Raw genomic sequence first — 23,250 nt, forward strand, 5'->3', positions numbered from 1 at the left:
CCGCTCGGACGATTCCCCGCTCCGCAGCCGCTCGGGCTGGACCCCCCGTTCCTCCACCGCACGCCCTTTCTCGCCGTTCCGGCGCCCGGTGGCGTCGGAGCCGTCAATCCGGCCCGCTACCCGCTCGGCGGCGCTGGGGCCGGTTCACCTCGGAGCTTGCTTACCGGACGATAACTTCTACAATCCGGAAGAACAACCGTGCGGCGTGGCGGCGCACCGGAGCCGACACGCCCGGCGCTCCGGATCGCGGCAACGGCGGAGACCCGCCGGGACGCCCGGGCACGGTGGTGGCTACCCGGCCTCGGCGTATCGCAGAATGAGAACCCTGGACCTGAGCGGCCGACCGGAGCGATCCGCCCGGCACCGGCCGCCTGATGGGAGCTGGACCATGGCAACCTCACAGACGGCGGCCGGCGGCGCCGACGCGGAGTTGCTCTCCGCCGACGGCGTGCCCCGCGGCCGGTCCGGAGGCGTGCAGTCGCTGGACCGGGCGTTCGCGCTCCTGGAGATCATGGCCGAGGCGGGCGGAGAGATCTCACTGAGCCAGCTCGCCGAATCCTCCGGCCTTCCGCTGCCCACCATCCACCGCATCATCCGCACCCTCGTGGCCAGCGGGTACGTCCGCCAGCTGCCGTCCCGCCGCTACGCGCTCGGTCCCCGGCTGATCGGCCTCGGCGAGAGCGCCTCGCGCATGCTCGGCACCTGGGCCCGGCCGCACCTGGCCCAGCTCGTGGACGAACTCGGCGAGACCGCCAACCTCGCCATGCTGGACGGCGACAAGGTCGTGTACGTCGCGCAGGTCCCCTCGGCGCACGCCATGCGCATGTTCACCGAGGTCGGCCGCCGGGTGCTGCCGCACTCGGCCGGGGTGGGCAAGGCGCTGCTCGCGCAGCTGCCGGACCGCGAGGCCCTTGCCATGGTGCGGCGGACCGGGATGCCGGCCGCGACGGAGCGGACCATCACCACCCCCGAGGAGTTCGCGGGTGAGCTGGCGCGCATCCGGGAGCGCGGCTACGCCATCGACGACGGCGAGCAGGAGATCGGGGTGCGCTGCCTGGCCGTTCCGGTCCGCGGCGGCCCGGCGATGATGGCGGTCTCCATCTCGGGGCCGGAGTCCCGCATGACGTGGGCGTTCGTGGAGCGCGCCGCGCCCATCGTGCAGCGGGTCGCGATGGCGCTCGCCTGCGACCTCAACAATCAGAGCTGACCGGCCCGGAGCCGTGCGGCTCCGGGCCGGTGCGGTTCTCCGTTACCGCGCCGCTCGCAGGTCGGCGAGCACCGCGGCGATCTGGTCCAGCGCCCACTCCAGGTCGTCCTCGCCGATCACCAGCGGCGGGGAGAGCCGGATCGTGGAGCGCCGGGTCTCCTTGACCAGGACACCGCGGGCGGCGAGGCGTTCGCACAGCTCACGGCCGGATGCCAGCGACTCGTCCACGTCGATGCCGGCCCACAGGCCGATGCTGCGCGTGGCGACGACGCCGTCGCCGACCAGGGTGGCAAGCCGCGCCGACAGCAGGGTTCCGAGCCGGCGGGCCTGTTCCAGGTACGGCCCCTCGCGCAGCATCCGCACGACCGTGCGGCCCATGGCGCAGGCCAGCGGGTTGCCGCCGAAGGTGCTGCCGTGCTGGCCGGGCCGGATGACGCCGAGCACGTCCGCGTCGGCCACGACCGCCGACACCGGCAGGATGCCGCCACCGAGCGCCTTGCCGAACAGGTAGACGTCCGGCACCACGCCGGTGTGCTCGCAGGCCCGGACGGTGCCGGTGCGGCCGAGGCCGGACTGCACCTCGTCGGCGATGAGCAGCACCCGCTCGCGGTCACAGATCTCCCGGAGCCGGGGCAGGTAGTCCGGCGGCGGCACGATGACACCGGCCTCGCCCTGCACGGGTTCCACCAGGACGGCTGCGGTGGTGGCGTCGATCGCCGCGGCGACGGCGTCGGCGTCGGCGTAGGGAACGATGCGGAAGCCGGGGGTGTACGGACCGAAGCCGCCGTAGGCCTCCGGGTCCTCGGAGAAGGAGATGACGGTGGTGGTGCGGCCGTGGAAGTTGCCGCCCGCGACCACGATCGTGGCCTCGTCGCGCGGGATGCCCTTGACCTCGTAGCCCCACTTGCGCGCGAGCTTGATGCCGGTTTCGACGGCCTCGGCCCCGGTGTTCATCGGCAGCACCTGGTCCTTGCCGACGAGCTCGGCCAGCGCGCTGACGAAGGGGGCGAACTGGTCGTTGTAGAAGGCGCGGCTGGTCAGGGTGACGCGGTCGAGCTGGTGGTGCGCCGCCGCCAGCAGGTCCGGGTTGCGGTGGCCGAAGTTCATGGCCGAGTACCCGGCCAGGCAGTCCAGGTACCGGCGGCCCTCGACGTCGGTGACCCAGGCGCCGTCGCCTTCGGCGATGACTACGGGGAGAGGGGCGTAGTTGTGCGCCGAGTGCTGCTCGGCGAGTCCGATGTGCTGCGTGGTCGTGGTGAATGGTCCGGCGGGATCGCCGCCGCTGACCGTGTCGTGGCCCAGACTGCGGGTGTCGCTCATCCAGTTGCCTCCGATCACCGTTGATCGTCGTCCGATCATTGGATACCCGCGGCCGATCGGCCCGAAGCCGGCGCGGGCGGGCCACAGCAGTGGAACAGAGAGCCGGTGACGGGCACAAGGGCGCGCCGCCGCCAGAGCGCCGCCGTGGGCGCTGGCACATCGCGCTCTTGCCGGACAGCGGCCGGCCGTGCGGAGAGCCGTCCGGATTCGCCGTGACGTGCCTCACATTGCACCCGCCGTGCGCGTGCGCCGGAGCGGCCGTCCGCGCGGCCACCCGCTCCGCTTCCGCCGCCCACCAGCGGATCCGGCCACCGCGTGCGCACCCGCCCGACCCGACCCCGGCCGCACGTGACCTGCCCCATACCTGGAGGATCGGTCCCTATAGCGGTCCAGGGGTAAGACTGCGGTCAAGGGGCGAGGATGACCGAAACTCGATGTTCACCGGCGGTGCCGGGGCCCGAGCGGGGGGCGGACGCGTTCTCGCTGTCCGCGCTGCTGGCCGCTGTCGCCGCCGCGGTGCCGGACCGGCTCGCCGTCGTGGCGGGGCCGAGCCGGCTCACCTTCGCCGCCCTGGACGCGCGCGCCACCCGGGTCGCCCACCACCTGCGCGCCGCGGGAATCCGGCCCGGCGAGCACGTCGCCATCCTCTCCTTCAACCGCGCCGAGTGGCTGGAGTCGGCGTTCGGCGCGTTCCGGGCGGGAGCCGTGCCGGTCAACGTCAACTACCGGTACGTGCCCGGCGAACTCCGGCACGTCCTCGCCGACTCCGACGCGGTCGCCCTCATCGCCGAGCGCGCCCTGGCCGGCGGGGTCGCGGGGATCCGGTCCGCACTGCCACGGCTGCGGCACGTGCTGCTGCTGGACGACGGAACCGCCGCGGCCCCGATCCCCGGCACCGACTACGAGACCGCGCTGGCCACCGCCCCGGCCGGCGCGCTGCCCCGCACCGGCGGCGAGGACCGCTACCTGCTGTACACCGGTGGCACCACCGGCTACCCGAAGGGCGTGCTGTGGCGGCAGGAGGACATCTTCCGGGCGGCGCTGGAGCGGCGGGTGCGGGGCATGCCGCGTGCCCGGTCCGTGGCGGAGCAGGGCGAACGCGCCCGCCGTCAGCCGCGGCGCGTGCTGCTGGTGCTCGGGCCGCTCATGCACGCCGCCGGACAGTGGAACGCGCTGGCGGCACTGTTCAGCGGGCACACGGTCGTACTGAACACCGACCACACCTTCGACCCCGGCCGGGTGCTGGACCTGGCCGAGCGGGAAGAGGTGCAGACCCTCCAGTGCGTCGGCGACGCCATGGCGCGGCCCGTCGCGCTGCGGCTGCTCGACGAGCCGCACCGCTGCCCCCGCCTGTCCGTGGTCGCCTCCGGCGGCACTCCGCTGACCCCCGCGGTCCGCGGGCTGTGGCGGTCGTGGCGGCCCGGCATCGTGCTGCGCGACAGCTACGGCGGCTCCGAGACGGGGGTGTGCGGAGCGGCACAGGAGGAGGTCCCCCCGGTGCCGCACCACGGAGACCCCTCCACCGGCTCCGGCGGCGTTCGGCGGTTCACCATGGGCGCGAGCGTGGCCGTCCTGGACGAGGCGCTGCGGCCGTTGCCGCCCGCCTCGGACCGGATCGGCCGCATCGCGCGCACCGGCCGGATCCCGCTCGGCTACTACAACGACGCGGCGGCCACGGCGCGGACGTTCCCGACCGACGCCGACGGCCGGCGGTGGGTGATGTCCGGTGACTTCGGGGCCGTCGCCGCGGACGGCTCGATCGTGCTGCTCGGCCGGGGCGCATCGGTGATCAACACCGGCGGCGAGAAGGTGTACCCCGAGGAGGTCGAGTCGGTGCTGAAGTCGCACCCGGCGATCGCCGACTCGATCGTGGTGGCCGCGCCGGACGAGCGCCTCGGCCAGCGGGTGACGGCCGTGGTGTCCCTGGCCACGGGCCACCGGCCGTCGGGCGAGCAGCTGCGCGACTTCTGCCGGGACCGGCTGGCCGGCTTCAAGGTGCCGCGGCGCATCCACGTGGTGCCGGAGGTGAAGCGCACGGCCGTCGGCAAGCAGGACTACCGGTGGGCGGCCGCCGTCGTGCGCGGATCAGCGGGTCTGCTCCGGATCCGGGAGAGGCCGGCCGGCGCCGAGCACTGAGCGATCCGGCCGCGCCGCGGCCCGGTGGCGGCCGCGCCCCTGTGCGGGAAGCGGCACCACGGCTAATGTCATGGGCCATGTCCCCCAACAACACGCTCGCGGGCCGTTACCGGTTGCTCGAACCCATCGGGCAGGGCGGAATGGGCACCGTCTGGCGGGCCGAGGACGGCCTCCTGGGCCGGCAGGTCGCGGTCAAGGAGGTCCGGATCTCCCCCGATCTGGAGCCGGACGTGCGCGGAGAACTGCTGCGCCGCACCATGCGCGAGGCGCGGATCTGCGCGAAGCTGAGCCATCCGTCGATCGTCACCGTCCACGACGTGGTGCGCGAGGGCGACCGGCCCTGGATCGTGATGGAGTTGCTCCCCGGCCGCGGGCTCGATGCGGTCGTGCACGACGACGGCCCGCTCCCGCCGCACCGGGTCGCAGAGATCGGGCGGCAGTTGCTCGCGGCTCTGGGCGCCGCGCACGCGGCCGGGGTGCTCCATCGTGACGTGAAGCCGTCGAACGTGCTGCTGCTCCCCGACGGGCGCGCGGTGCTCACCGACTTCGGCATCGCGGTGGCGGACTCCGAGGAGCGGCTCACCCTCACCGGCCGGCTGCCCGGCTCGCCCGGATACCTCGCGCCCGAACGCCTGGTCGACGGCACCATGACGCCGGCCTCCGACCTGTGGTCGCTCGGGGCAACGCTGTACTTCGCGGTGGAGGGGCGGCCGACCCACGAGCGCGCGACGGTGGCGGCGCAGGCGGCCGCGGCGATCGACGAGCCGCCCGATCCGGCGCGGCGCGCGGGAACGCTCGAACCGGTGCTGGCCCGAATGCTGCTGCGCGATCCGGAGCGGCGCCCGTCCGGTCCGGAGCTCGACGCGGCGCTGGCCGCCGTCGCCGCGGGCGGCGGTGTGGTGGACCGTACCCCGACCGGACTCGACGTGTCGGAGCTGACCGGCACGCGCCCGGCCGCCCCGCCCGGTTCGGCGGACGCACCGGGCTCCCGGCACCGGTTCTGGAAGGCGGCCGGCGCGCTGGCGGGTGCCCTGGTGTCACTGCTGCTGGCCCCGCTCCTGGTCGAGGCCGTGACCAGGTGGCTGTTCCCGGACGATCCGCCGGTTCCCACACCGTCCCCCACGCCTTCCGTGGCCACCACCGCCGTCCCCGACGGGTTCGTCTACCACGAAACCGGGGGGTTCCGCCTTGCGGTGCCGGAGACGTGGTCGGTGCGGGAGGGGGACGACGGCGAGCTGTGGTTCAGCGCGAACGACGGGTACACGCAGGCACGGCTGCAGGCGGTCGACCTCGACGGCATGACGCCGTACGACTTCCTTGACGAGCGCGCCGACGCGGTCGACGGGGAGCCGGTCCGGGTGGAGGAGGTCGAGCATCCGGCCGGTGAGGCGGCGGTACGCACCTGGCGGAACGAGGAGGGCGGCGTCACGCTCATGATGACGTGGCTGCTGGTCCGCGACGACGACGGCGCGGAGGTCCTGGTGGCCTACGGGGACACCGCCGGCGACTGGCAGAGCGGCGAGGGAACCCGGGATGCCGTCCTCGCCTCGCTGCGGAGCGCGGACTGAGTCTCCGTAGAGCGCGCCCGCTCGCCGGGACGGCCGCCGGGGAACGCACGCGCGCCGCGTGGGCGGCACCGGTGGTGCGGGCCGCCGCCGTGGTCCGTGGCTCGACGGGCCCGCTCACGGGCCGGGAAGCACCGGCCGACGCCGGCACCCTTCCGTAGCCGAGCACGGAGCGTCAAGCGTCCGGGCACGCTATGCCAAGGACTTCTCCGCCGCACCTTGGGATCATCGTGGCGCGCCTGATCGATTCCATGGAGGAAGCATGAACATGATCCGACGCCTGTCGGTGACCACGGCCGCCGGGGTCCTCCTGCTGTCCGGACTCTTCACGGGAGGGGCCGCCGCGAGCGTGTCGCCCCAGGCGGGTCCGCCGGATTCCGTGGGAACCCTGGCGGAGCGGTCCTTCGAGTGCGGTGGGGGCTCCACGGACCGGCTCAACTTCTCCTGGAACAACGGCAACACCAGCACCCGCATCTACTACAACAACCACTGCAACGGCGTCCGGTACGTCACGGTCGTCATCGACGGCCCCGCGGGGACCCGGAATGAATGCTGGCGCGTGCCGCAGGGCAAGGGGAGCAAGCTGTTCTCCAAGGCACTGCTCGAAAGCGTCCGGACGATCACCCGGTACTGCTAGTCCCGGTCATCGCGGCGGTCTCCATCACCTGGCCGGCGCGGTCACCGGTACCGACGGCTCACCGTGCGCGGAGACGGGCCCCTCTCACCTGACCACCGGGCGGGAAGGGCCCTCCGCCGTCTCCGGGGGCCGACGGTCGACGGCCACGGCCCGGTGGTGCAGGGCCGCATGGGCGGCCGTGGGGACGTCTCGCTAACGTGGGGGCGTAGAGGCGCGGGGTGCCGGACGCGGGTCCGGCTGAGATCACACCCGGGAACCTGCTCTAGCTAGAACTAGCGAAGGGACGCCCATGAGCCGCAACATCCTGTCCATCGCCGGAACCGACCCCAGCGGCGGCGCCGGGATCCAGGCGGACCTCAAGACCTTCTCCGCTCTCGGCGGATACGGCATGACGGTGGTCACCGCCCTGGTCGCGCAGACCACCACCGGTGTCAGCGAGGTGCTGGAGGTGCCGCCGGAGTTCGTCACCGGCCAGCTCACCACGCTGCTGGACGACGTCCGGGTGGACGCCGTGAAGATCGGCATGCTCGGGTCGACCGGCGTCGTCGAGGCCGTGGCCCGCGCGATCGACCGCTACCGGCTGCCCAACGTGGTGGTCGACCCCGTGATGGTCGCCAAGAGCGGCGACCGGCTGCTGGCCCCGGAGGCGATCGAGGCGGTCCGTTCCGAACTGCTGCCGCGCGCCGACCTCGTCACCCCGAACCTTCCCGAGGCCGCCGAACTGCTCGGCGAACCGCCCGCCACCGACCTCGACGGGATGCGCGCGCACGCCGATCGCTTGCGCAAGCTCGGCGCGCGCCGGGTACTGCTCAAGGGCGGCCACCTGCCCGGCCCGGACAGCGTCGACCTGCTCGTCTCCGACGACGGCGGCACCACGACGTTCACGGCCGAACGCGTGCCGACCGAGAACACCCACGGCACGGGCTGCACGCTGTCCTCGGCCATCGCGACGCTGCGCCCCCAGCGCCCCGGCTGGCCGGAGGCCGTGCGCGACGCCAAGTCCTACATCACCGAGGCGCTGCGCCGTGCCGACGACCTCGACGTGGGCCACGGGAAGGGGCCGGTGCACCACTTTCACGCGTGGTGGTGAGCGGTTCCCGGTGACGAGGGCCCGGTGCCGGTTCCGGCCAGGGGCCGGTCTTGTCTCCCCGGCTCGCGCGGGTCCAGAATTGCGCGTCCCCTCCACAACAGCAGAATGTGGCGCCGCGCACCATGGAATCCATCGACTTCAAATCCGTCGAGACGATCGGCATCGCCCTGATCGGGCTCGTCGCGGCGCTCGCGCGCCTGGTCAAGCCCAGCCCCAAGAAGACGCTCCGCGACGACATCAAGGCGGACCTGGAGATCCTGCAGGGCCTGCCGGAGGAGTCCAGCGCGCGGACGGAGATGCTGGACCACATCGAGAAGATGGTCCGGCAGCTCTCCGAGGAGCGGAACCGGCGGCCCGATCCCGTGGGGATCGTCTTCGGGGTCTGCATCATCCTTGCCGCCTCCGCCTTGGGCATCTGGGCCGTGAACATCGGCGGCTGGGCGGCGTGGATCTGCGTGCCGGTCGCCGTCTGCCTGTTCATCTTCGGTTCCCTCGGTCTGACCGCGGACATGACCGGACGGGCGCGGAAGGAGCGCAAGGACCCGGCGTCGGGGTGACGGCCGCCCCGGCGGTCGCCCGCCACGTCCGGGCCCGGATTCCGCCCGGAAACGCGCGGACCCGCCGGCGGGAGGCCGGCGGGTCCGCGGCGTCGGACGGTGTGCGTTGTTCGCTGTCCGTTGTTCGCTTTCGCTGCTAACGCACGTCCACCAGCGGCGGCGGCGAGGCGTCCGGGTCGCGCCAGTTCGGGTTCGCGAAGTACTTCTTGGTCGCGGCCGCGACGATGGGCGACAGGAGCAGCAGCCCGACCAGGTTGGGCAGCGCCATCAGGCCGTTGGCGATGTCGGAGAACGCCCAGACCAGCTCCAGCGTCGTGGTGGCACCGAAGAAGGAGACCACGATGAAGACGATGCGGTAGGGCAGCACGGCCTTGCGGCCGAACAGGAAGTCCATGCACCGCTCGCCGTAGTAGCACCAGCCGACGAGGGTGGTGAAGGCGAACACCGTGATGCCGATGGCGATGACGTAGCTGCCCAGGCCGCCGGGCAGCGCCTGGTCGAGGGCCCAGGCGGTCATCGGGGCGCCCTCCTCGCCGGACTCGGACCAGGCGCCGGTCACGATGATGCACAGCGCGGTCAGGGTGACGATGATCATCGTGTCGATGAACGTCTGGGTCATCGAGACCATGGCCTGCCGGACGGGCTGCTCGGTCTTGGCGGCGGAGGCCGCGATGCCGCCGGTGCCCAGGCCCGACTCGTTGGAGAAGATGCCGCGGGCCAGGCCGTACTGCATCGCGATCAGGATGCCGGAGCCGACGAAGCCGCCCGTGGCCGCCGTCCCGGTGAAGGCGTCGGTGAACACCAGGGCGATCGCGCCGGGCAGCTCGGGCAGGAAGATCAGCAGCACGGTGACGGTGCTGATGATGTAGAAGATGATCATGACCGGGACGAACGCGCCGGCGAACCGGCCGATCGACTTGATCCCGCCGAGTCCGACGGCCGCGGTCGCCAGGACCAGCGCGACACCGGTGGCCCAGGTGGGAACGTTCCAGGTGCTGTTGAGCTGGTCGGCGACGGAGTTGGCCTGGACGAGGTTGCCGATGCCGAACGCCGCGATCGCCCCGAAGATGGCGAACGCGAAGCCGAGGACGGTGCCCAGCCCGCGAAGCCGGCCGCCGAAGACGCTGCTCTCGGCGAGCCCGTGCCGGAGGTAGAACATCGGTCCGCCGCTCATCTCGCCCTTGGAGTCCGGGCGGCGGTACATGACGCCGAGCAGCGCCTCGCTGTACTTGGTGGCCATGCCGAGCAGGCCGGTCACCCACATCCAGAACAGCGCGCCCGGGCCGCCGATGCCGATGGCGGTGGCCACACCGGCGATGTTGCCGACACCGACCGTGGCCGCCAGGGCGGTGGACAGCGCCTGGTAGTGCGAGACGTCGCCGCCCGACGCGCCCTTCTCGGTGCGGCGGAAGAGCCCCAGCCACAGGGCGTGGAAGAGGGTGCGGAACTGGATGCCGCCCAGCCGGACGGTCATGAAGATGCCGGTGGCCAGCAACAGTGGGATCAGTAGCCAGGGGCCCCAGACGAACGACGACGTCGCGTCGAGGATGGATTGGAGTTGTGCCACGAAGGAAAGTCCTTGTCAGGAGATGAGGCGGGCGCCTCGCCGGCACCCGTCCTCGGTGCGGTGGGTGCGGAGCGAGCGCGACAAGCAACGCCGCAATTGGAAATCATGGGGAATTATGCGGCGCGCCGAACAGGGTGCCATGAAATCGTCACATGCGTGTCACAAGCCACGTACGCCCCTGTTTCGGGAGACACCCGCCCGGACGCGTCAGCCGCCGCTCTGCTCGGGGTCCGCCTGGGCGAGCGCCAGGCGGCTGACCAGGGCCGCCGCCTCGTCGGGGTCGGCGCCGCGGCCCACCGCGATTCCCAGCAGGTAGGTGGTGAGGGGGGCCGCGGGCCGGGCGACCGAGTGGGCGGCGTCCTTGGCGAGATCCAGGATGCGATCGACGTCCGCCTTGTCGATCTGGTCGGACAATTCGAGTTCGGCGCAAACCCGGCGCGCCCATTCCGTCAAAGTCACCGAAAAGCTCCTCTCGGGTCTATACCACCCAGCAGGACTTTAACCCGCGAACAACTGTGTTGCCGTGAGCACCACACGGAACACCGCATAACACAGCAGGACTCCCACCACCGCCCAGGAGACCACCAGCCAGACACGGCCGCGTGCCGGTGCCACGGGCGCCGCGCCCGGAGCGTCCGCGGCTACGGGCTCGGGCGCCGCGTCACCGGCGGCCGTGGGCACGGCCGCCCCGGCGACCGGTTCGTGGTACCGCTCAGCCACCGGGCGCACGGCCAGGTTCGCCAGGAACCCGACCACCAGCAGGCCGACCATGGTGAACAGCGGCGCCTGGTAGGCCGACTGGGTGAGCGTGCCGGGCTCGCCCCGGGCGTCGAGGAAGGCGTTGACGATGAGCGGACCGGCGATCCCGGCCGCCGACCACGCCGTGAGCAGCCGGCCGTGGATCGCGCCCACCTGGAAGGTGCCGAACAGGTCGCGCAGGTAGGCCGGAATGGTGGCGAACCCACCGCCGTAGAACGACAGGATCACGCAGGCCAGCGGCACGAACAGCCAGGGCGACAGCCCGCCCGCCGTGGCCAGCACGGCGTAGAGGATCGCCCCGACGCCCAGGTAGATCAGGTAGATCGGCTTGCGCCCGATGAGGTCGGAGGTGCTGGACCACACGAACCTGCCGGCCATGTTGAACAGCGACAGCAGGCCGACGAACCCTCCGGCGGCCACCGCCGTGACCGCGGCCGCGCCGTTGCCCCGGAAGAAGTCCTGGATCATGGGGCTGGCCTGCTCCAGGATGCCGATGCCGGCCGTCACGTTGCAGAACAGCACGAGCCACAGCAGCCAGAACTGCGGGGTCCGCACGGCGTTGCGCGCCGACACGCTCGCGGTGGTGATCATCGGCGCCGAGCGCTGCCGCGCCGGGTCGAACCCGGCCGGCCGCCAGCCCGGTGGCGGGACCCGGATCAGCAGCACCCCGATGGACATGAGCAGCCCGTAGCCGAGCGCGAGGGTGACGAACAGCCCGACCAGCGCGCCGCCGGAGGCGACCGAACCGGCCGTCCCGGGGTCGTAGCCCGGGTCGTAGAAGGCCATGAGCTGGTTCGACACCGGCGAGGCGACGAGCGCGCCGCCGCCGAAGCCCATGATCGCCAGCCCGGTGGCCAGCCCGGGACGGTCCGGGAACCACTTGATCAGCGTGGAGACCGGTGAGATGTAGCCGATCCCCAGCCCGATGCCGCCGATGACGCCGTAGCCGAGGTACACCAGCCACAGCTGCCCGGCGGCGATGCCGAGCGCGGCGACGAGGAAGCCGGTGCACCAGCAGACCGCCGAGACGAACATCGCCTTGCGGGGGCCGTTCCGCTCGACCCAGGTACCGCCGACCGCGGCGGAGAGCCCGAGCATGACGATGGCGATGCTGAAGATCACGCCGATCGCGGTCTGGCCGGTGCCGAAGTGGGCCACCAGGGAGTTCTTGTACACGCTGGTCGCGTACACCTGCCCGATGGACAGGTGCACCGCGAGGGCGGCCGGTGGGATGAGCCACCGGCTGTACCCCGCGGGGGCGACCGTGCGTTGCCGATCCAGTGCTGTGAAGAGGGACACAGAGCCACCCTCGTCACACGATCCCACCCGGTCAATGTCCGTTTTCAAGACGTTATTCGGATAATCACGGTTCGCCCGGTTCGACGGGTTCCCCGCTTCCCGGGTCCGCGGCGATCACTCCGCCGGCGATCCACGGCCTGCGCCGACGGGGCCCGGGGGCGGTGGCGCGTTCTGGGCGCCCGGCCAGGCACGGCACCGCGATCCCGGCTTCCGCCCGGTACGTTCGCCACCGTCGCCCCGGGCGGACGCGGCCCCGCACGGCAGCCGTCGGGGCGTGCGGCGCGCGCTCGGTGTCCCCGGCCGGAAGAGCACCACGTACGATCACGCCCCTCTTCGGCTCCGTTGGGCGGAGCCGTGACCTCCGTGAACGCGTACGGTTCGGCACAGACCGGCGTCTCGACGATCCCCACGGCGGGGTGATCGGCCGGATCGATCAACGGACCCGGCGAGCAGGACAGGAAGGGACGGGCCGTCACAGGGCGGGCCGACCGCCAAGGCGCCGCCGGGGGTGGCGGGGCGTGGGCCGCCGATGGCGGTGCCGGTCACGGCGGGCAACGTCAACGATCCGGTTTCGTTCGAGCAGGCCAGATGCGCCTGCCGCGCCACGGCGGCGGGCACGGCGCATCAGGCCGGAGGGGGTCACTGGGCGGCAAGAGTGTCCGGCTCGGCGGACCGGCGGATCGCCTCCACCTTCAGCAACGCCGCGGCACCGCGCTCATCGCCACGCCTGCCGACCGGCTCGCCGACCGCGTCCGCGCGGACGGCCGGGCCCCCGCCCGCCCCGTTCCACGCCGAACCGCACGAACGCCGGGACCACATGTACTGACCACTGAGGTCGGTAACGCCGCCCCCGGCTGAACAACACAAGAGGGCCTCCGGTACCCGTGTGGATCTCTGACGTCCCCCCGAACCCCGAAGGTCCTCCGTGCCCACCCCAACGCCCGCCTCACCCGCACCGGCAGCCTCGCCCTCGCCCGCTGCGCGGTCGAGGACGGCTGGACACCGGCACGCGCCGCTGAGCGGTTCCGGGCCGGGTGATCCGCCGCTACGAACGCGCCGCGCCGGACGACTTCGTGCACGTCGACGTCAAGAAACTCGGCGACATCCCCACGGCGGCGGCCACAAGACGCTTGGCGGAGCGCCACCGGCGAGCGCGTTCCCGAGCAGGATCGCCGTCCTGACGGTCCCGGAGGAGACATCGGAGGATGGCCGGAGCGAACGCCGCGTGTCGCCGTCGCCGCCCGATCGAGTGCTCGGTGCCCGTCGTTCACCGTGCCCCCCGGCCGCATTAACGTCCCCCGCTTAGCGTCGGTGGCGGCGCGTTCGTCGGACCGGGTGGCCCGCCCGGTCGTACCCCGGCTGCCGGAGGAGTCCCATGCCAGCCGCCCCCGCCCCCCTTCCCCCTTCCACGCCGCCGCTGCGTGTCGCCCTGGTGGCGGAGTCGTTCCTTCCCCAGCTCAACGGTGTCAGCAACTCGGTCTGCCGTGTAGCCGAGCACCTGGCCGAGCGCGGCCACCGTGCCGTGATCATCGCGCCGGGTGCCGGCCCCACCGGCTACGCCGGCTTCCCGGTGCTGCGGCTGCCGAGCGTCCCGCTGCCCGGCTACCGCACCTTTCCGCTCGCCATCCCGTCGCCCCGGCTGGTCTCGATCCTGCTGCGCGGGTTCGCCCCCGACGTCGTGCACCTGGCGTCACCCGCGCTGCTCGGGCATGCGGCACTGGTCGCCGCCCAACGGTGGGCGTGGCCGACCGTCGCGGCCTTCCAGACCGACCTGGCCGGGTTCGCCCGGCGGCACGGCATCCCGCGCACGGACCTCATCTGGTCCTACCTGCACCGGCTGCACGCCGCGGTGGACCGGACGCTCGCCCCCTCCTCCGCCACGCTGCGGGACCTGGCCGAGCGCGGCTTCCCCCGGCTCGGCCTGTGGCCGCGCGGCGTGGACACCGAGCGCTTCCATCCCCGGCACCGCGACGACGCGCTGCGCCGGCGGCTGGCCCCGAACGGGGAACTCATCGTCGGCTACGTCGGCCGGCTGTCCAAGGAGAAGCGGGTAGATCTGCTCACCCGGGTCGCCGACCTGCCCGGCGTGCGGCTGGTGGTCGTCGGCGACGGCCCCGAGCGCGCCCGGCTGGAGCGGGCGCTGCCCGGGGCGGAGTTCCTCGGCCTGCTCTCCGGCGCGGAGCTCTCCCGCGCCTACGCCTGCCTGGACCTCTTCGTGCACACCGGCGCCGACGAGACGTTCTGCCAGGCGATCCAGGAAGCCCTGGCCTCCGGGGTCCCGGTGGTGGCGCCGGCCGCAGGCGGGCCGCTCGACCTGGTCGAACCCGGACGCAACGGCCTGCTGTTCCCGGCCGAGGAGCCGGACGGCCCCCGCGCGGCCGTGGAGCGACTGGCCGCCGCCCCCGAGCTGCGCCGCCGCCTCGCCGACGCCGCGCGCCCCAGCGTGCGGGCCCGGACGTGGGAGTCGGTCAACGACCTGCTGCTCGGCCACTACCGGGCGGTGATCGCGGCCGGGCCGACGGCACCGGCCGGGGTGCCGGTCAGTGCGGAGCGGCGACCGGTGCCGCCGCCGGCCGCGTGACCTCGGCGAGGACCTCGTCCAGCCGGTCCAGGTGCGCCCGGATCCACGGCAGCGCGACCGGGTCACCGGCGGCGAGCGCCTCGAAGCGCTCCGCCTCGGTGTCGCCGTAGAGCAGGCTGGTGGCCACCCGCAGCCGCAGCGCGTGCGGGCTCTCGCCGAACTCCGCGGCGGCCAGCGTGCCGACCCCGTACCGGTCGAGCAGCAGCCGGGCCAGTCCTGGGCCGGTGGTCACCCCGTGGTCGGCGGCCAGCCGCGCCCGCGCGCCCTCCAGGTCGGGGTAGAGGTAGAACGCCGCGCTCGGGGCCGCCACCAGGGCGCCGGCATCGGTGAACCGCCGGGCGACCTCGCGGACCACGATGCCGTGCAGACGGGCGCTGCGGCGGACATGGTCGGTGATCTCGGCCGGTTCGGTGAAGGCGTAGGCGGCGGCCTGCTGGACGGGCGCCGCCGGGCTGGACCAGATCTCGCTGGCCACCCCGAGCAGGTCGGCGCGCAGCCGGTGGCCGGGCGCGCTGTCCGGCAGCCGGGCGACGCCGATCCGCCAGCCGCCCAGCGCCAGGCTCTTGCTCAGGCCACTGGTGATCACGGTCCGCTCGGGCGCGGCCTCGGCCACGCTGGGCACGGTCGTGGCGGGGTCGTGGACGAGGTCGCGGTAGATCTCGTCGGAGATCACCACCAGGTCGAGTTCGCGGGCGGTCCGCGCCAGGCGCTCCGTCGTGCCGCGCGCCGCGACGGTCCCGGTGGGGTTGTCGGGCGTGGTGACGATCACCGCGCGCACGTCGCGGCCGGCGGCACGGGCCTCGGTCACGGCGATACGCAGCAGGTCGGGGTCGGGGACGCCACCCTGGCCGGGCAGGGTGGGCACCGGCAGCGGGCGGTGCCCGGCGAGCTGCGCCTGCGCCGCGTAGCTCACCCAGCTCGGCGCCGGGACCGCGACGTCGCCGCCGATGCTCAGCAGCAGGCCGTACAGCAGCGGCTTGCTGCCCGGGCCGGCGACCACGAGTTCGGGGTCCGTGGGCAGGCCCCGGCGGTCCCAGTACCCGGCCGCCGCCGCGCGCAGGTCCGGGGAACCGGCGACCGGCCCGTAGGCGTTCCTGTCACCTCCCGCCGCGAGAGCGGCCCGCAGGGCGGGGTGGACGGGCAGCCCGGCCTCGCCGAATCCCATCGGCAGGACCGGCAGCCCCTGACGCCGCCGCTCGCTCAGGGCCTCGTTGACGGCGAGTGTGGCGGACACGGTGACAGACATGGAGAGATCAGCTCCGCATGCTCCGGTGGACGTTCCGGCCGGTCAGCGCGCTGCGCACGACCGGCCCGTCATCAACCCTGCCCATTTGCGGCCATCAGCACAAGCGGCCCTTTTCGATGGCCAGCTTAAACTTTTCTTATGCTCGACATCCGCCGCCTGCAACTGCTGAGTGAGTTCGCCCACCGCGGCACGATCGCGGCGACCGCCGCCGCCTTGGGGTACACGCCCTCCGCCGTCTCCCAGCAGCTGGCGACACTGGAGCGGGAGGTCGGCACCCAGCTGCTGGACCGCACCGCGCGCAGCGCCGAGCTGACCGACGCCGGACGGCTCCTCGCCGCCCACGCCGAGCAGATCCTGGCCATGGTGGAGGCCGCCGAGTCGGTGATGGCGGCGCAGACCGGGGTCGCCATGGGCCGGGTCACGGTCACCGCCTTTCCCACGGCCGCGGTCGCGTTCGCGCCCGCGCTGGCCCAGAGCCTGCGTGAGCACGCGGGCATGCAGCTGGTGCTCCGGCAGAGCGCGGCGCACGGCGGCCGCCGGCAGGTCGCCGCGGGCGAGGTGGACATGGCGCTGGTGGACGACTGGTCCGGCCACCGACCGGCGACCACCACCGGCAAGCTGCGGTTCTATCCCCTGCTGCACGAACCGATGGTGCTGGCGGTCCCGGCCGAGCATCCGCTGGCCGATCCGGAGCGGCCGGTGGAGCTGCGCCGGCTGCGGGACGAGTCATGGCTGGCGGCCCCGCACGGTGAACCGTCGCGGACCGCCACGGACCGGCTGCTGGCCGATGTCGGAGGCGCGCCGGCCGCCGCCTGGGAGTTCGAGGGGCCGGGCACGATCCTCAACCTGGTGGCCCGGGGCGTGGGCATCGCCGTGGTGCCCTCGCTCGCGGTGCTGTCGGGTCCGGGGGGCCTGGCCTACCGCCGGCTGCCGCATGACGCGCCGATCCGCGACGTCTACGCGGTGGTGCGGGCCACCAGCGTGCAGCGGCCGGCGATCCGGGTCACGCTGGAGGCGTGCTACGCGGCCGCCCGCGACGTGCAGCGGACGCTGGACTCGGTGCTCGGTGAGCGGCCCTTGCCGCCCGAGCCGCGCGGGGCGGCGTGACCGGCGCGGTCCGTGGCCGCCACGGCGGAGCCGCCCGGCGGACGGGGGCCCGGAGCCGCGTGCCGCGCCGGGCGTCCCCCTGAGGCCGCGGGGCCGGGCATCCGGCACCGCCCACCCTGACGGCCCTAACACCCCTCGCATCCCTCGGCGCGGCCGTCGAACACCCGGCCGCGCCGCTGGACGCGTTCGAGCCGGCGCCGCAGCCGGCGGGCGACGTGCCGCTGCCGGTCGCGGTCGTCACGCGCGTTCCACCAGCGGGTGTACGCCTCGATTCGGCGGACCCGCAACTCGGCGAGCTCGGCCTCCAGCCGGTGCACCTCGTCCTGGAGACGGGTGTGGTCGCGTTCGAACTCCAGCATGGCGTCCTCGGAGGTCCGCGCCGCGTGCTCGGCGTGCCGGATCCGCGCGGCCAGGACGTCCACGACAGTCCCCGCGCCCAGCCGGATTCCCGCTACGAACCACACACCGTGTGTTTATCCCAGGCCCCGCCGCCCCACCGAAGGTCGGCGCAAAAAGTGCGGAAAGTGCCAGATGACCGAATTGTGAGGCCGGACGAGAACGGCATGTCGCGGGCACCGTTCGGACGGACACACCGAACGGCTCCCGGCCCCCTCGCGAACGGCACGGCACCGCGCGGCCATGCGCGCCCTCGTGCCGGGCCCCGGCCGCCGGCTACGCAGCCTTCACGGTGCGCACGCGCGCCTGCGGCAGGCCGACGACCGTCCGGCGCCGGGCCGGCGAACCCGAGCGGCCCGGCCGCACCTCGGCGTAGATCTCCTCGAACCGGTCCAGCGAGCGCTCGTGGTCGTGCTGCGCCGCGATCTCCCGGCTGGCCGTCCCCATCGCCGCGCGGCGCTCCGCCGACTCCAGCACCGCGACGATCCGCTCGGTCAGCACGGAGATGTCGCCGGGCGGGTACAGGTAGCCGTTGCGCTCCGGGCGCACCAGGTGCGGGAGCGCGAGCGCGTCGGCGGCCACCACCGGCAGCCCGGTGGACATCGCCTCCAGGGTCGCGATGCTCTGCAGCTCGGCGACGCTGCCGATGGCGAAAAGGTCGGCCGCCACGTACGTCAGCGGCAGGTCGGAATCCGGGACGAACCCCAGGAAGTGCACGCGGTCGGCCACGCCGAGGTCGTCGGCGAGCCGACGCAGCTCGCCCTCACGCTGTCCCGTGCCGGCCAGCGCGAGCTGGACGTCCTGCCGGTTGAGCACCCGCGGCAGCGCACGGATCAGCTCGTCGATGCGCTTCTCCACGTCCAGCCGGCCGACGAACAGCATGGTCGGCCGGTCCGGCAGCCCGAAGTGGGCCCGCGCCGTGCGGCGCTCGGCGGGCCGCGGGTGGAAACGCTGCAGGTCGATACCGCAGGAGACCGCCTCGATCGGCCGGGTGTAGCCCTTGCCCGCGAGCAGTTCGGCGGCCCGCGCGGTGGGGGTGGTGACGTAGTCGGCCTCGTGGGCCACCGCGACCATGTCACGCCAGGCGGCCGAGCCGACCACGCGGTGCAGCCGCTCGGGGACGTAGGCGTGCGCGAAGAGGTTGTCGGGCATGAAGTGGTTGGTCAGCACCACGGGGGTCCCCGAGCGCTTCGCGCACCGGATGGCCGCGCGGCTGATGGTGAAGTGGCTCTGCGCGTGCACGACGTGCGGGGCGAGCCGGTCGATCAGCCGGGCGACGTGCCCGGTGACGCCCAGGGGGACCGCGACGCGCATCGACGGATGGACCAGGACCGATGCCGAGCGCAGCCGGTGCAGGGTGACACCGTCGCGGTACTCGATGCGCGGTGGCCCGTCGGCCGAGACGCACACCACGTGCACGTCGTTGCCGCGGGCCGCCAGGCCCGTGGCCAGCCGGTGGGTGAAGTAGCCGCACCCGTTGACGTCCGGCGGGTAGGTGTCCGTCCCGATCAGGATCCGGCGCGGCGAGTCGTCCGCGCGACTCGCCTGGCCGAGAGGGCTGCGGGAACGCTGGGTGGCCGTCATGAGACTTCTCCTGAATTCGTGTGGACCAGATCGGATCCGGGCCTAGTAGGGTTTTCCGGCGGCCGCCGGATCGCCTCGGGGTTGCGGTTCTTCGCCCGGGCCAGCACGGCGGTGCCGGCGATGGCCAGGACGGCCGAGCCGGCGGCCAGCAACCGGTCCGCCGGTGTGGCCGGGACGCCCTCTCCGAGCAGCAGCGTGCCGATGGCGGCCCCGGTGACGGGGTCGACCACCAGCAGCGTCGCGTAGGCCGCGGCGAAGTGCCCCGTCCGGTAGGCGTTCTGCTGGAGCAGGCCGCCGAACACCGCCACCGCGACGGCCAGGACCGTCAGCCAGCTGAACACCGCGGTGACGTCGCTCGCCGTGGCCGCGGCGACGACCCGGGCCAACGCCGACGTCGTGCCGAGCGCGACGCCCCCGAGGGCCGCGAGCAGCACGGCGCGGGTGCCGGCCGGGATCCAGTGCGCCGCCGCGTACCCTGCCGCGCCGAGCACCACGACGGCGGCGACCAGCAGCACCGCGGTGCCCGTCGGCATGACCGGCGCCGCGGAGGAGTGCGGGAACAGCAGCAGCACCCCGGTGAGCCCGGCCATGACCGCCGCACCGGCGGCCACTTCCCCGGCCCGGACGCGGCGCCGGTTGAACACCGCCGACAGCACGATGGCGAACAGCAGACCGGTGACGCCGATCGGCTGGATGATGGTGAGCGGCGCGCCGCTGAGCGCCACGAGGTGCAGCGCGACACCGGTGGCCGCGGCGAGCGTGCCGAGGAGCCAGCGCGGCCGCCGCAGCAGGTGCAGCAGGAACCCGGCCCGCGCGATGCGGTGCCCGGGGGCACGGACCGCGTCGCGCTCCTGCAGCGCCGAACCGAGGGCCAGGCAGAAGGCGCCGGTGACCGCCAGCAGTACCGACCAGATCAGCATGGCGACCCCGTTCCGGCGGGTCGGGGCGGCTTCCGGTGCCCGTCGTCGCGCACGGCGATCCTCCTTCCGGTCGGTGCGGCACCGGATCGGGCGCCGCCACTCTCAGCACCGTACGGAGTGAGGGGGTAAACGGGGGATACAGGCAGTACCCGAACTCGGGTAGTGCCGGCCCCACCATCGGGTCCTGGTGCCGGCGCCCCGGCCGGCCGGTCCGCCGCCCGTGCCCGTACGCCTGACCGCACCCGTTCTCCCCCTCCGCCGGCGATCGCCATGGCTCTTCACCGTAGATAGCCCGGCCGCCTGTCGCGCGGGCCACGGGATGGAGCCTGCAGGGAAAGGTTTCGGCAAAAATTGGTGACGTCGGAGGTGGTCCTCCGCACACCGGCTCCGGGTCGCGGCGGCCGCGGGTGGGCGTCCACCGCCACTGAACCGCCGGGGGTCGGCCGAGGTCAACGGCCAGGCGGGAGAAGCCCGGGACCGATCCGGGAAACCCCCGGGCGGCGTCTCGGGGACGCGTCCGGGGGCGGTCCGGGGCGCGGCGGGCAGGGCGGCCGGGGGCCGGGTCAGGAAAGGTAGGGGGTGAGCAGCTGGTCGACCGGCGCGTGGTCGTCGGTGAGGACCTGACCGCGCTCGGCCCAGGCCGTGAGGCGATCGGGGCCGGCGACCTCGCCGGGGTGGCCGAGACCGGCGACCGCGGCGTCCAGCGCGGCCGGGTCGATGGGGCGGTGCGCGGCGGCGATCACGTGGTTGCCGCCCGTCTCGCCGTCGAGCCCGCCCCGGTCGGCGACCAGCGCCACGTGCTCGAACACGGTGGCGATGGTGGCCACCTCCGCGGCGAGGAAGTCACGGGGGCCGCGGTCGATGACGTTGACGACGTAGAGGCCGTCCGCCCGCAGCGCGCGGTCGACCTCGGCGGTGAACTCCGCGGTGGCCAGGTGCCAGGGGACGCTGAGACCACCGAACGCGTCGCCGACGATGACGTCGAAGCCGTCGGTGGCCGCCTCGGTGATGCCGATGCGGGCGTCGCCCTCGCGCACCACGAGCTCGGGACCGGTGCGCAGCCCCAGCTCCTCGCGGGCCAGCTCGGTGACGGCCGGGTCGACCTCCAGCACCTCGCTGGTGGATCCGGGACGGGTCGCGGCCAGCCAGCGGGGCATGGTGAACGCCCCTCCTCCGACGTGCAGGGCGGTCAGCGGGCGGTCCCCGGCGGTGTGGGGGTAGCTGTCGACGGCGGCGGCGAACCACTGGGTGTAGGCGAACTCCAGGTGGGCGGGGTCCGCCGTGTCGACGTAGCCGTGGCGCAGGTCGTCCAGGTACAGCACCCGCCCGGTGGGGCGTTCGGGGTCGGCCGTGACACGGGCGCAGTAGTAGGCGGTCTCGGCGTCGCACGGCGACGGGGTGGCGACCAGCAGCCCAGCGCCGAGTACGGGCACCGCCGCCATGGCGGACCCGGCGCGCAGGCCGCGCGGCAGGCCGTCGCGGAGCAGCAGGACGGCCCCCACCAGGACGAGCGCGCCGCCGGTGGCCAGGAGCACCGCCGACACCGGCAGCGCGGCGATGAGGACGTAGCCGGTCAGGAACGTCCCGGCGAGCGCGCCCACCGTGCCCCAGGCGCTGATCCGCCCCACCGTGCTGCCGGTCCGCTCCAGGTCGGCCAGCTGGGTCTTGACGACCACCGGGGTGACCGCCGAGAGCAGGGCCGCCGGCGCGGCGATGCTGGAGGTGACGAGCAGCAGCGCGGTGATCGGGCCCGCTCCGGTGAGGGGCGGGCCGATGGCGAGCACGATCGGCCGGGCGAGCATGGTGAGCCCGCCCCCGAAGATCAGGAGCGGCCCCAGCAGCCGGGCGGGCGGGCGGCGGTCCGCCGCGTCGCCGCCGAGCTTGCTGCCGAGGGCGATCGCCGCGAGGGCGACCCCGATGGCCGCGGTGTAGGTCTCCAGGGTGTCACCGGCGTAGGGGGCGGCCAGCCGGGTGACCGTGACCTCCAGGACGAGGACGACGGCGGAGGAGAGGACGACGAGGACCGTCGCGAGGATCCGGTTCACGGTTCCCGAGCGTAGCGGGGCGCCGTGGGAGGCGGTGTCCGGCCGCTCAGCCGCTGAGCGCGAGCTCGCGCGGCGGCTCCTCGGCGGGGCGGGCCACCGGGTCGAGGGGGATGCCGCGGTCCCGCCAGCTGGTGATGTTGCGGGCCAGGCGGACGAGGAGGTCGGCGGTGTGCGGGCCCGGCCGCGCCGGGCGGTGCGGGGAGATGAGCACGGCCGGGTGGCTGCGCAGCGGGCAGTTCTCGCGCGCGTGCGGTTCCATCGCCGGGATGGGGCCGGTGGCGACCCCGGCGAGCTTGCCGGTGTGCAGCGCCGTGAGCAGCGCGGCGCGGTCGGCGAGCAGGTGGCTACCGGTGTTCACCAGCACGGCGCCGTCGCGCATACCGGCGATGGCGGCGGCGTCGATCACCCCGGTGGTCTCGGCGGTGAGGGGGAGGTGCAGGGAGACGACGTCACCGGCCGCCAGCACCTCGCCGGGGGTGCGGACGTCGACTCCGGCCGGCCAGGCTCCCGCGGCCGGTACTCCGACGACCCGGGCGAACAGCGGGGCGGCGAGGTGCGCCAGCCGCCGGGCCACGGGGTCGAAGCCGAACAGGCCGAGGGTGAGGTCGCAGGGGCGGCGGCCGCCGGGCAGCAGGCCGGGCCGGGCCGTCGCGGCGCGGCGCAGCTGGGCGAGCGCGAGCGCCAGCGCGTGGTGGGCGACCTGGTCGACCGCCACCTGCTGGGGAACGCGGGCGATCCACAGCCCGCGCCGCTCGGCGGCCGGCAGGTCGATGTTGCCGGTGCCGGCGGCCATGGTGACGACGAGCCGGAGGCGCGGGAGGCGGTCCAGCAGCGCGGCGTCGATCTCGGCGTCGTGGACGACGAGCGCGGTGGCCTCGGCCGCCTCGGCGGCGATGCGCCCGGCGTCCGTCGTGCCCAGCACCCGCACCGCGCAGCCCTCACTGGTCAGCAGCTCCACGGCGGGCGCCGGGTCGAGCCGCCCGGTGTCCGTGATGACCACGTACGGAGCAGCCACGAGCCACCTCCCGAAGGTCAACGATGCGTCGGTAATCCTGAAAACTACCCTTTGGTAGTCCGTCGCAACAGAGGGCCGAAACCGGCCATCTTGGACACGCCGCACAGGATCGCCACGACCAGGGCATTCAATGGTAAAGAGCGGTCCATTGCGACCTCCGTCACATCACCAGAGGTGACATTGCGGGTCCGTACCGCGAATGCCTCCTTCCGGAGGATC

General features: G+C 73.8%; 18 protein-coding genes and 1 pseudogene. 9 read left to right on the top strand and 10 right to left on the bottom strand.

The genetic code is table 11. From position 1 onward, the window contains the following. The first annotated feature begins 388 nt into the window (after window positions 1-388). A complete protein-coding gene (locus tag ACFQRF_RS14770; protein ID WP_379871651.1) occupies window positions 389-1,207 on the top strand; it encodes an IclR family transcriptional regulator in 819 nt (272 codons plus the stop codon). 42 nt (window positions 1,208-1,249) lie between these two features. On the opposite strand, the gene rocD is transcribed toward ACFQRF_RS14770, so the two are convergent. After that, entirely contained in the window at window positions 1,250-2,527 is a 1,278-nt protein-coding gene (rocD, locus tag ACFQRF_RS14775; protein WP_379871652.1) for an ornithine--oxo-acid transaminase, read from the bottom strand. A 420-nt stretch (window positions 2,528-2,947) separates the two neighbouring features. Here rocD and ACFQRF_RS14780 point away from each other — a divergent pair, with 420 nt between their 5' ends. The 5 genes from ACFQRF_RS14780 to ACFQRF_RS14800 all read left to right on the top strand — a co-directional run bounded on the left by ACFQRF_RS14780 (window position 2,948) and on the right by ACFQRF_RS14800 (window position 8,512). After that, entirely contained in the window at window positions 2,948-4,663 is a 1,716-nt protein-coding gene (locus ACFQRF_RS14780) for an acyl-CoA synthetase (protein WP_379871653.1), read from the top strand. A 77-nt stretch (window positions 4,664-4,740) separates the two neighbouring features. Beyond that, window positions 4,741-6,231 (top strand): serine/threonine-protein kinase, encoded by a 1,491-nt coding sequence (locus ACFQRF_RS14785; RefSeq protein ID WP_379871654.1) that lies wholly within the window; start codon window positions 4,741-4,743, stop codon window positions 6,229-6,231. 259 nt (window positions 6,232-6,490) lie between these two features. Next, on the top strand, window positions 6,491-6,865 hold the full coding sequence (locus ACFQRF_RS14790) for a hypothetical protein (RefSeq protein WP_379871655.1): 375 nt from the start codon (window positions 6,491-6,493) through the stop codon (window positions 6,863-6,865). A gap of 289 nt (window positions 6,866-7,154) precedes the next feature. After that, entirely contained in the window at window positions 7,155-7,955 is an 801-nt protein-coding gene (gene thiD / locus ACFQRF_RS14795) for a bifunctional hydroxymethylpyrimidine kinase/phosphomethylpyrimidine kinase (RefSeq protein WP_379871656.1), read from the top strand. A 122-nt stretch (window positions 7,956-8,077) separates the two neighbouring features. Next, window positions 8,078-8,512: a hypothetical protein gene (locus ACFQRF_RS14800; RefSeq protein WP_379871657.1), complete on the top strand. Its 435-nt coding sequence runs from the start codon at window positions 8,078-8,080 to the stop codon at window positions 8,510-8,512. A 136-nt stretch (window positions 8,513-8,648) separates the two neighbouring features. Here ACFQRF_RS14800 and ACFQRF_RS14805 read toward each other — a convergent pair whose 3' ends face one another. The 3 genes from ACFQRF_RS14805 to ACFQRF_RS14815 form a co-directional block, all read right to left on the bottom strand. Beyond that, a complete protein-coding gene (locus ACFQRF_RS14805) occupies window positions 8,649-10,079 on the bottom strand; it encodes an alanine/glycine:cation symporter family protein (RefSeq protein ID WP_379871658.1) in 1,431 nt (476 codons plus the stop codon). A 207-nt stretch (window positions 10,080-10,286) separates the two neighbouring features. Then, the gene (locus ACFQRF_RS14810) at window positions 10,287-10,538 is read right to left on the bottom strand and encodes a DUF6457 domain-containing protein (protein WP_379871659.1); all 252 of its coding nucleotides are present in this window, start codon (window positions 10,536-10,538) and stop codon (window positions 10,287-10,289) included. A gap of 39 nt (window positions 10,539-10,577) precedes the next feature. After that, complete coding sequence (locus tag ACFQRF_RS14815) at window positions 10,578-12,137, bottom strand: OFA family MFS transporter (RefSeq protein ID WP_379871660.1); 1,560 nt, start codon at window positions 12,135-12,137, stop codon at window positions 10,578-10,580. A 1,028-nt stretch (window positions 12,138-13,165) separates the two neighbouring features. Between ACFQRF_RS14815 and ACFQRF_RS14820 the strand changes: the two are divergent. Beyond that, window positions 13,166-13,278, top strand: a pseudogene (locus tag ACFQRF_RS14820) (IS481 family transposase); the annotation flags it as partial. A gap of 234 nt (window positions 13,279-13,512) precedes the next feature. Beyond that, window positions 13,513-14,718 carry a glycosyltransferase family 4 protein gene (locus tag ACFQRF_RS14825; RefSeq protein ID WP_379871661.1) on the top strand — a complete coding sequence of 402 codons (1,206 nt, stop codon included), beginning with the start codon at window positions 13,513-13,515 and terminating at the stop codon, window positions 14,716-14,718. Here the strand turns inward: ACFQRF_RS14825 and ACFQRF_RS14830 are convergent. Beyond that, entirely contained in the window at window positions 14,678-15,964 is a 1,287-nt protein-coding gene (locus ACFQRF_RS14830; protein WP_379871662.1) for a pyridoxal phosphate-dependent aminotransferase, read from the bottom strand. The two genes, ACFQRF_RS14825 and ACFQRF_RS14830, sit on opposite strands and share 41 nt — an antisense overlap. Window positions 15,965-16,102: 138 nt before the next feature. Here ACFQRF_RS14830 and ACFQRF_RS14835 point away from each other — a divergent pair, with 138 nt between their 5' ends. Further along, window positions 16,103-17,071 carry a LysR family transcriptional regulator gene (locus tag ACFQRF_RS14835; RefSeq protein WP_379871663.1) on the top strand — a complete coding sequence of 323 codons (969 nt, stop codon included), beginning with the start codon at window positions 16,103-16,105 and terminating at the stop codon, window positions 17,069-17,071. A gap of 125 nt (window positions 17,072-17,196) precedes the next feature. Here ACFQRF_RS14835 and ACFQRF_RS14840 read toward each other — a convergent pair whose 3' ends face one another. The 5 genes from ACFQRF_RS14840 to ACFQRF_RS14860 form a co-directional block, all read right to left on the bottom strand. Continuing rightward, window positions 17,197-17,535, bottom strand: coding sequence for a hypothetical protein (locus tag ACFQRF_RS14840; RefSeq protein ID WP_379871664.1), 339 nt, complete (start codon window positions 17,533-17,535; stop codon window positions 17,197-17,199). A 208-nt stretch (window positions 17,536-17,743) separates the two neighbouring features. Further along, window positions 17,744-19,051, bottom strand: a complete 1,308-nt coding sequence (locus ACFQRF_RS14845) for a glycosyltransferase (protein ID WP_379871665.1) — start codon at window positions 19,049-19,051, stop codon at window positions 17,744-17,746. Continuing rightward, window positions 19,048-19,971: a DMT family transporter gene (locus ACFQRF_RS14850; RefSeq protein ID WP_379871666.1), complete on the bottom strand. Its 924-nt coding sequence runs from the start codon at window positions 19,969-19,971 to the stop codon at window positions 19,048-19,050. The genes ACFQRF_RS14845 and ACFQRF_RS14850 overlap by 4 nt, the downstream gene beginning before the upstream one ends. Window positions 19,972-20,534: 563 nt before the next feature. After that, window positions 20,535-22,016 (bottom strand): fused MFS/spermidine synthase, encoded by a 1,482-nt coding sequence (locus ACFQRF_RS14855; protein WP_379871667.1) that lies wholly within the window; start codon window positions 22,014-22,016, stop codon window positions 20,535-20,537. Between the two features lie 46 nt (window positions 22,017-22,062). Further along, the gene (locus ACFQRF_RS14860) at window positions 22,063-23,031 is read right to left on the bottom strand and encodes an NAD(P)-dependent oxidoreductase (RefSeq protein WP_379871668.1); all 969 of its coding nucleotides are present in this window, start codon (window positions 23,029-23,031) and stop codon (window positions 22,063-22,065) included. Between the last annotated feature and the right edge of the window lie 219 nt (window positions 23,032-23,250).

Source organism: Marinactinospora rubrisoli, from assembly GCF_042664915.1.
In the GTDB taxonomy this organism is placed as follows: domain Bacteria; phylum Actinomycetota; class Actinomycetes; order Streptosporangiales; family Streptosporangiaceae; genus Marinitenerispora; species Marinitenerispora rubrisoli.

Excerpts from the sequence above, each read along its gene's own strand:
- ACFQRF_RS14770 (WP_379871651.1), top strand. The coding sequence starts at position 389 with ATGGCAACCTCACAGACGGCGGCCGGCGGCGCCGACGCGGAGTTGCTC.
- rocD (WP_379871652.1), bottom strand. The coding sequence starts at position 2,527 with ATGAGCGACACCCGCAGTCTGGGCCACGACACGGTCAGCGGCGGCGAT.
- ACFQRF_RS14780 (WP_379871653.1), top strand. The coding sequence starts at position 2,948 with ATGACCGAAACTCGATGTTCACCGGCGGTGCCGGGGCCCGAGCGGGGG.
- ACFQRF_RS14785 (WP_379871654.1), top strand. The coding sequence starts at position 4,741 with ATGTCCCCCAACAACACGCTCGCGGGCCGTTACCGGTTGCTCGAACCC.
- ACFQRF_RS14790 (WP_379871655.1), top strand. The coding sequence starts at position 6,491 with ATGAACATGATCCGACGCCTGTCGGTGACCACGGCCGCCGGGGTCCTC.
- thiD (WP_379871656.1), top strand. The coding sequence starts at position 7,155 with ATGAGCCGCAACATCCTGTCCATCGCCGGAACCGACCCCAGCGGCGGC.
- ACFQRF_RS14800 (WP_379871657.1), top strand. The coding sequence starts at position 8,078 with ATGGAATCCATCGACTTCAAATCCGTCGAGACGATCGGCATCGCCCTG.
- ACFQRF_RS14825 (WP_379871661.1), top strand. The coding sequence starts at position 13,513 with ATGCCAGCCGCCCCCGCCCCCCTTCCCCCTTCCACGCCGCCGCTGCGT.
- ACFQRF_RS14830 (WP_379871662.1), bottom strand. The coding sequence starts at position 15,964 with ATGTCTGTCACCGTGTCCGCCACACTCGCCGTCAACGAGGCCCTGAGC.
- ACFQRF_RS14835 (WP_379871663.1), top strand. The coding sequence starts at position 16,103 with ATGCTCGACATCCGCCGCCTGCAACTGCTGAGTGAGTTCGCCCACCGC.
- ACFQRF_RS14845 (WP_379871665.1), bottom strand. The coding sequence starts at position 19,051 with ATGACGGCCACCCAGCGTTCCCGCAGCCCTCTCGGCCAGGCGAGTCGC.
- ACFQRF_RS14850 (WP_379871666.1), bottom strand. The coding sequence starts at position 19,971 with ATGCTGATCTGGTCGGTACTGCTGGCGGTCACCGGCGCCTTCTGCCTG.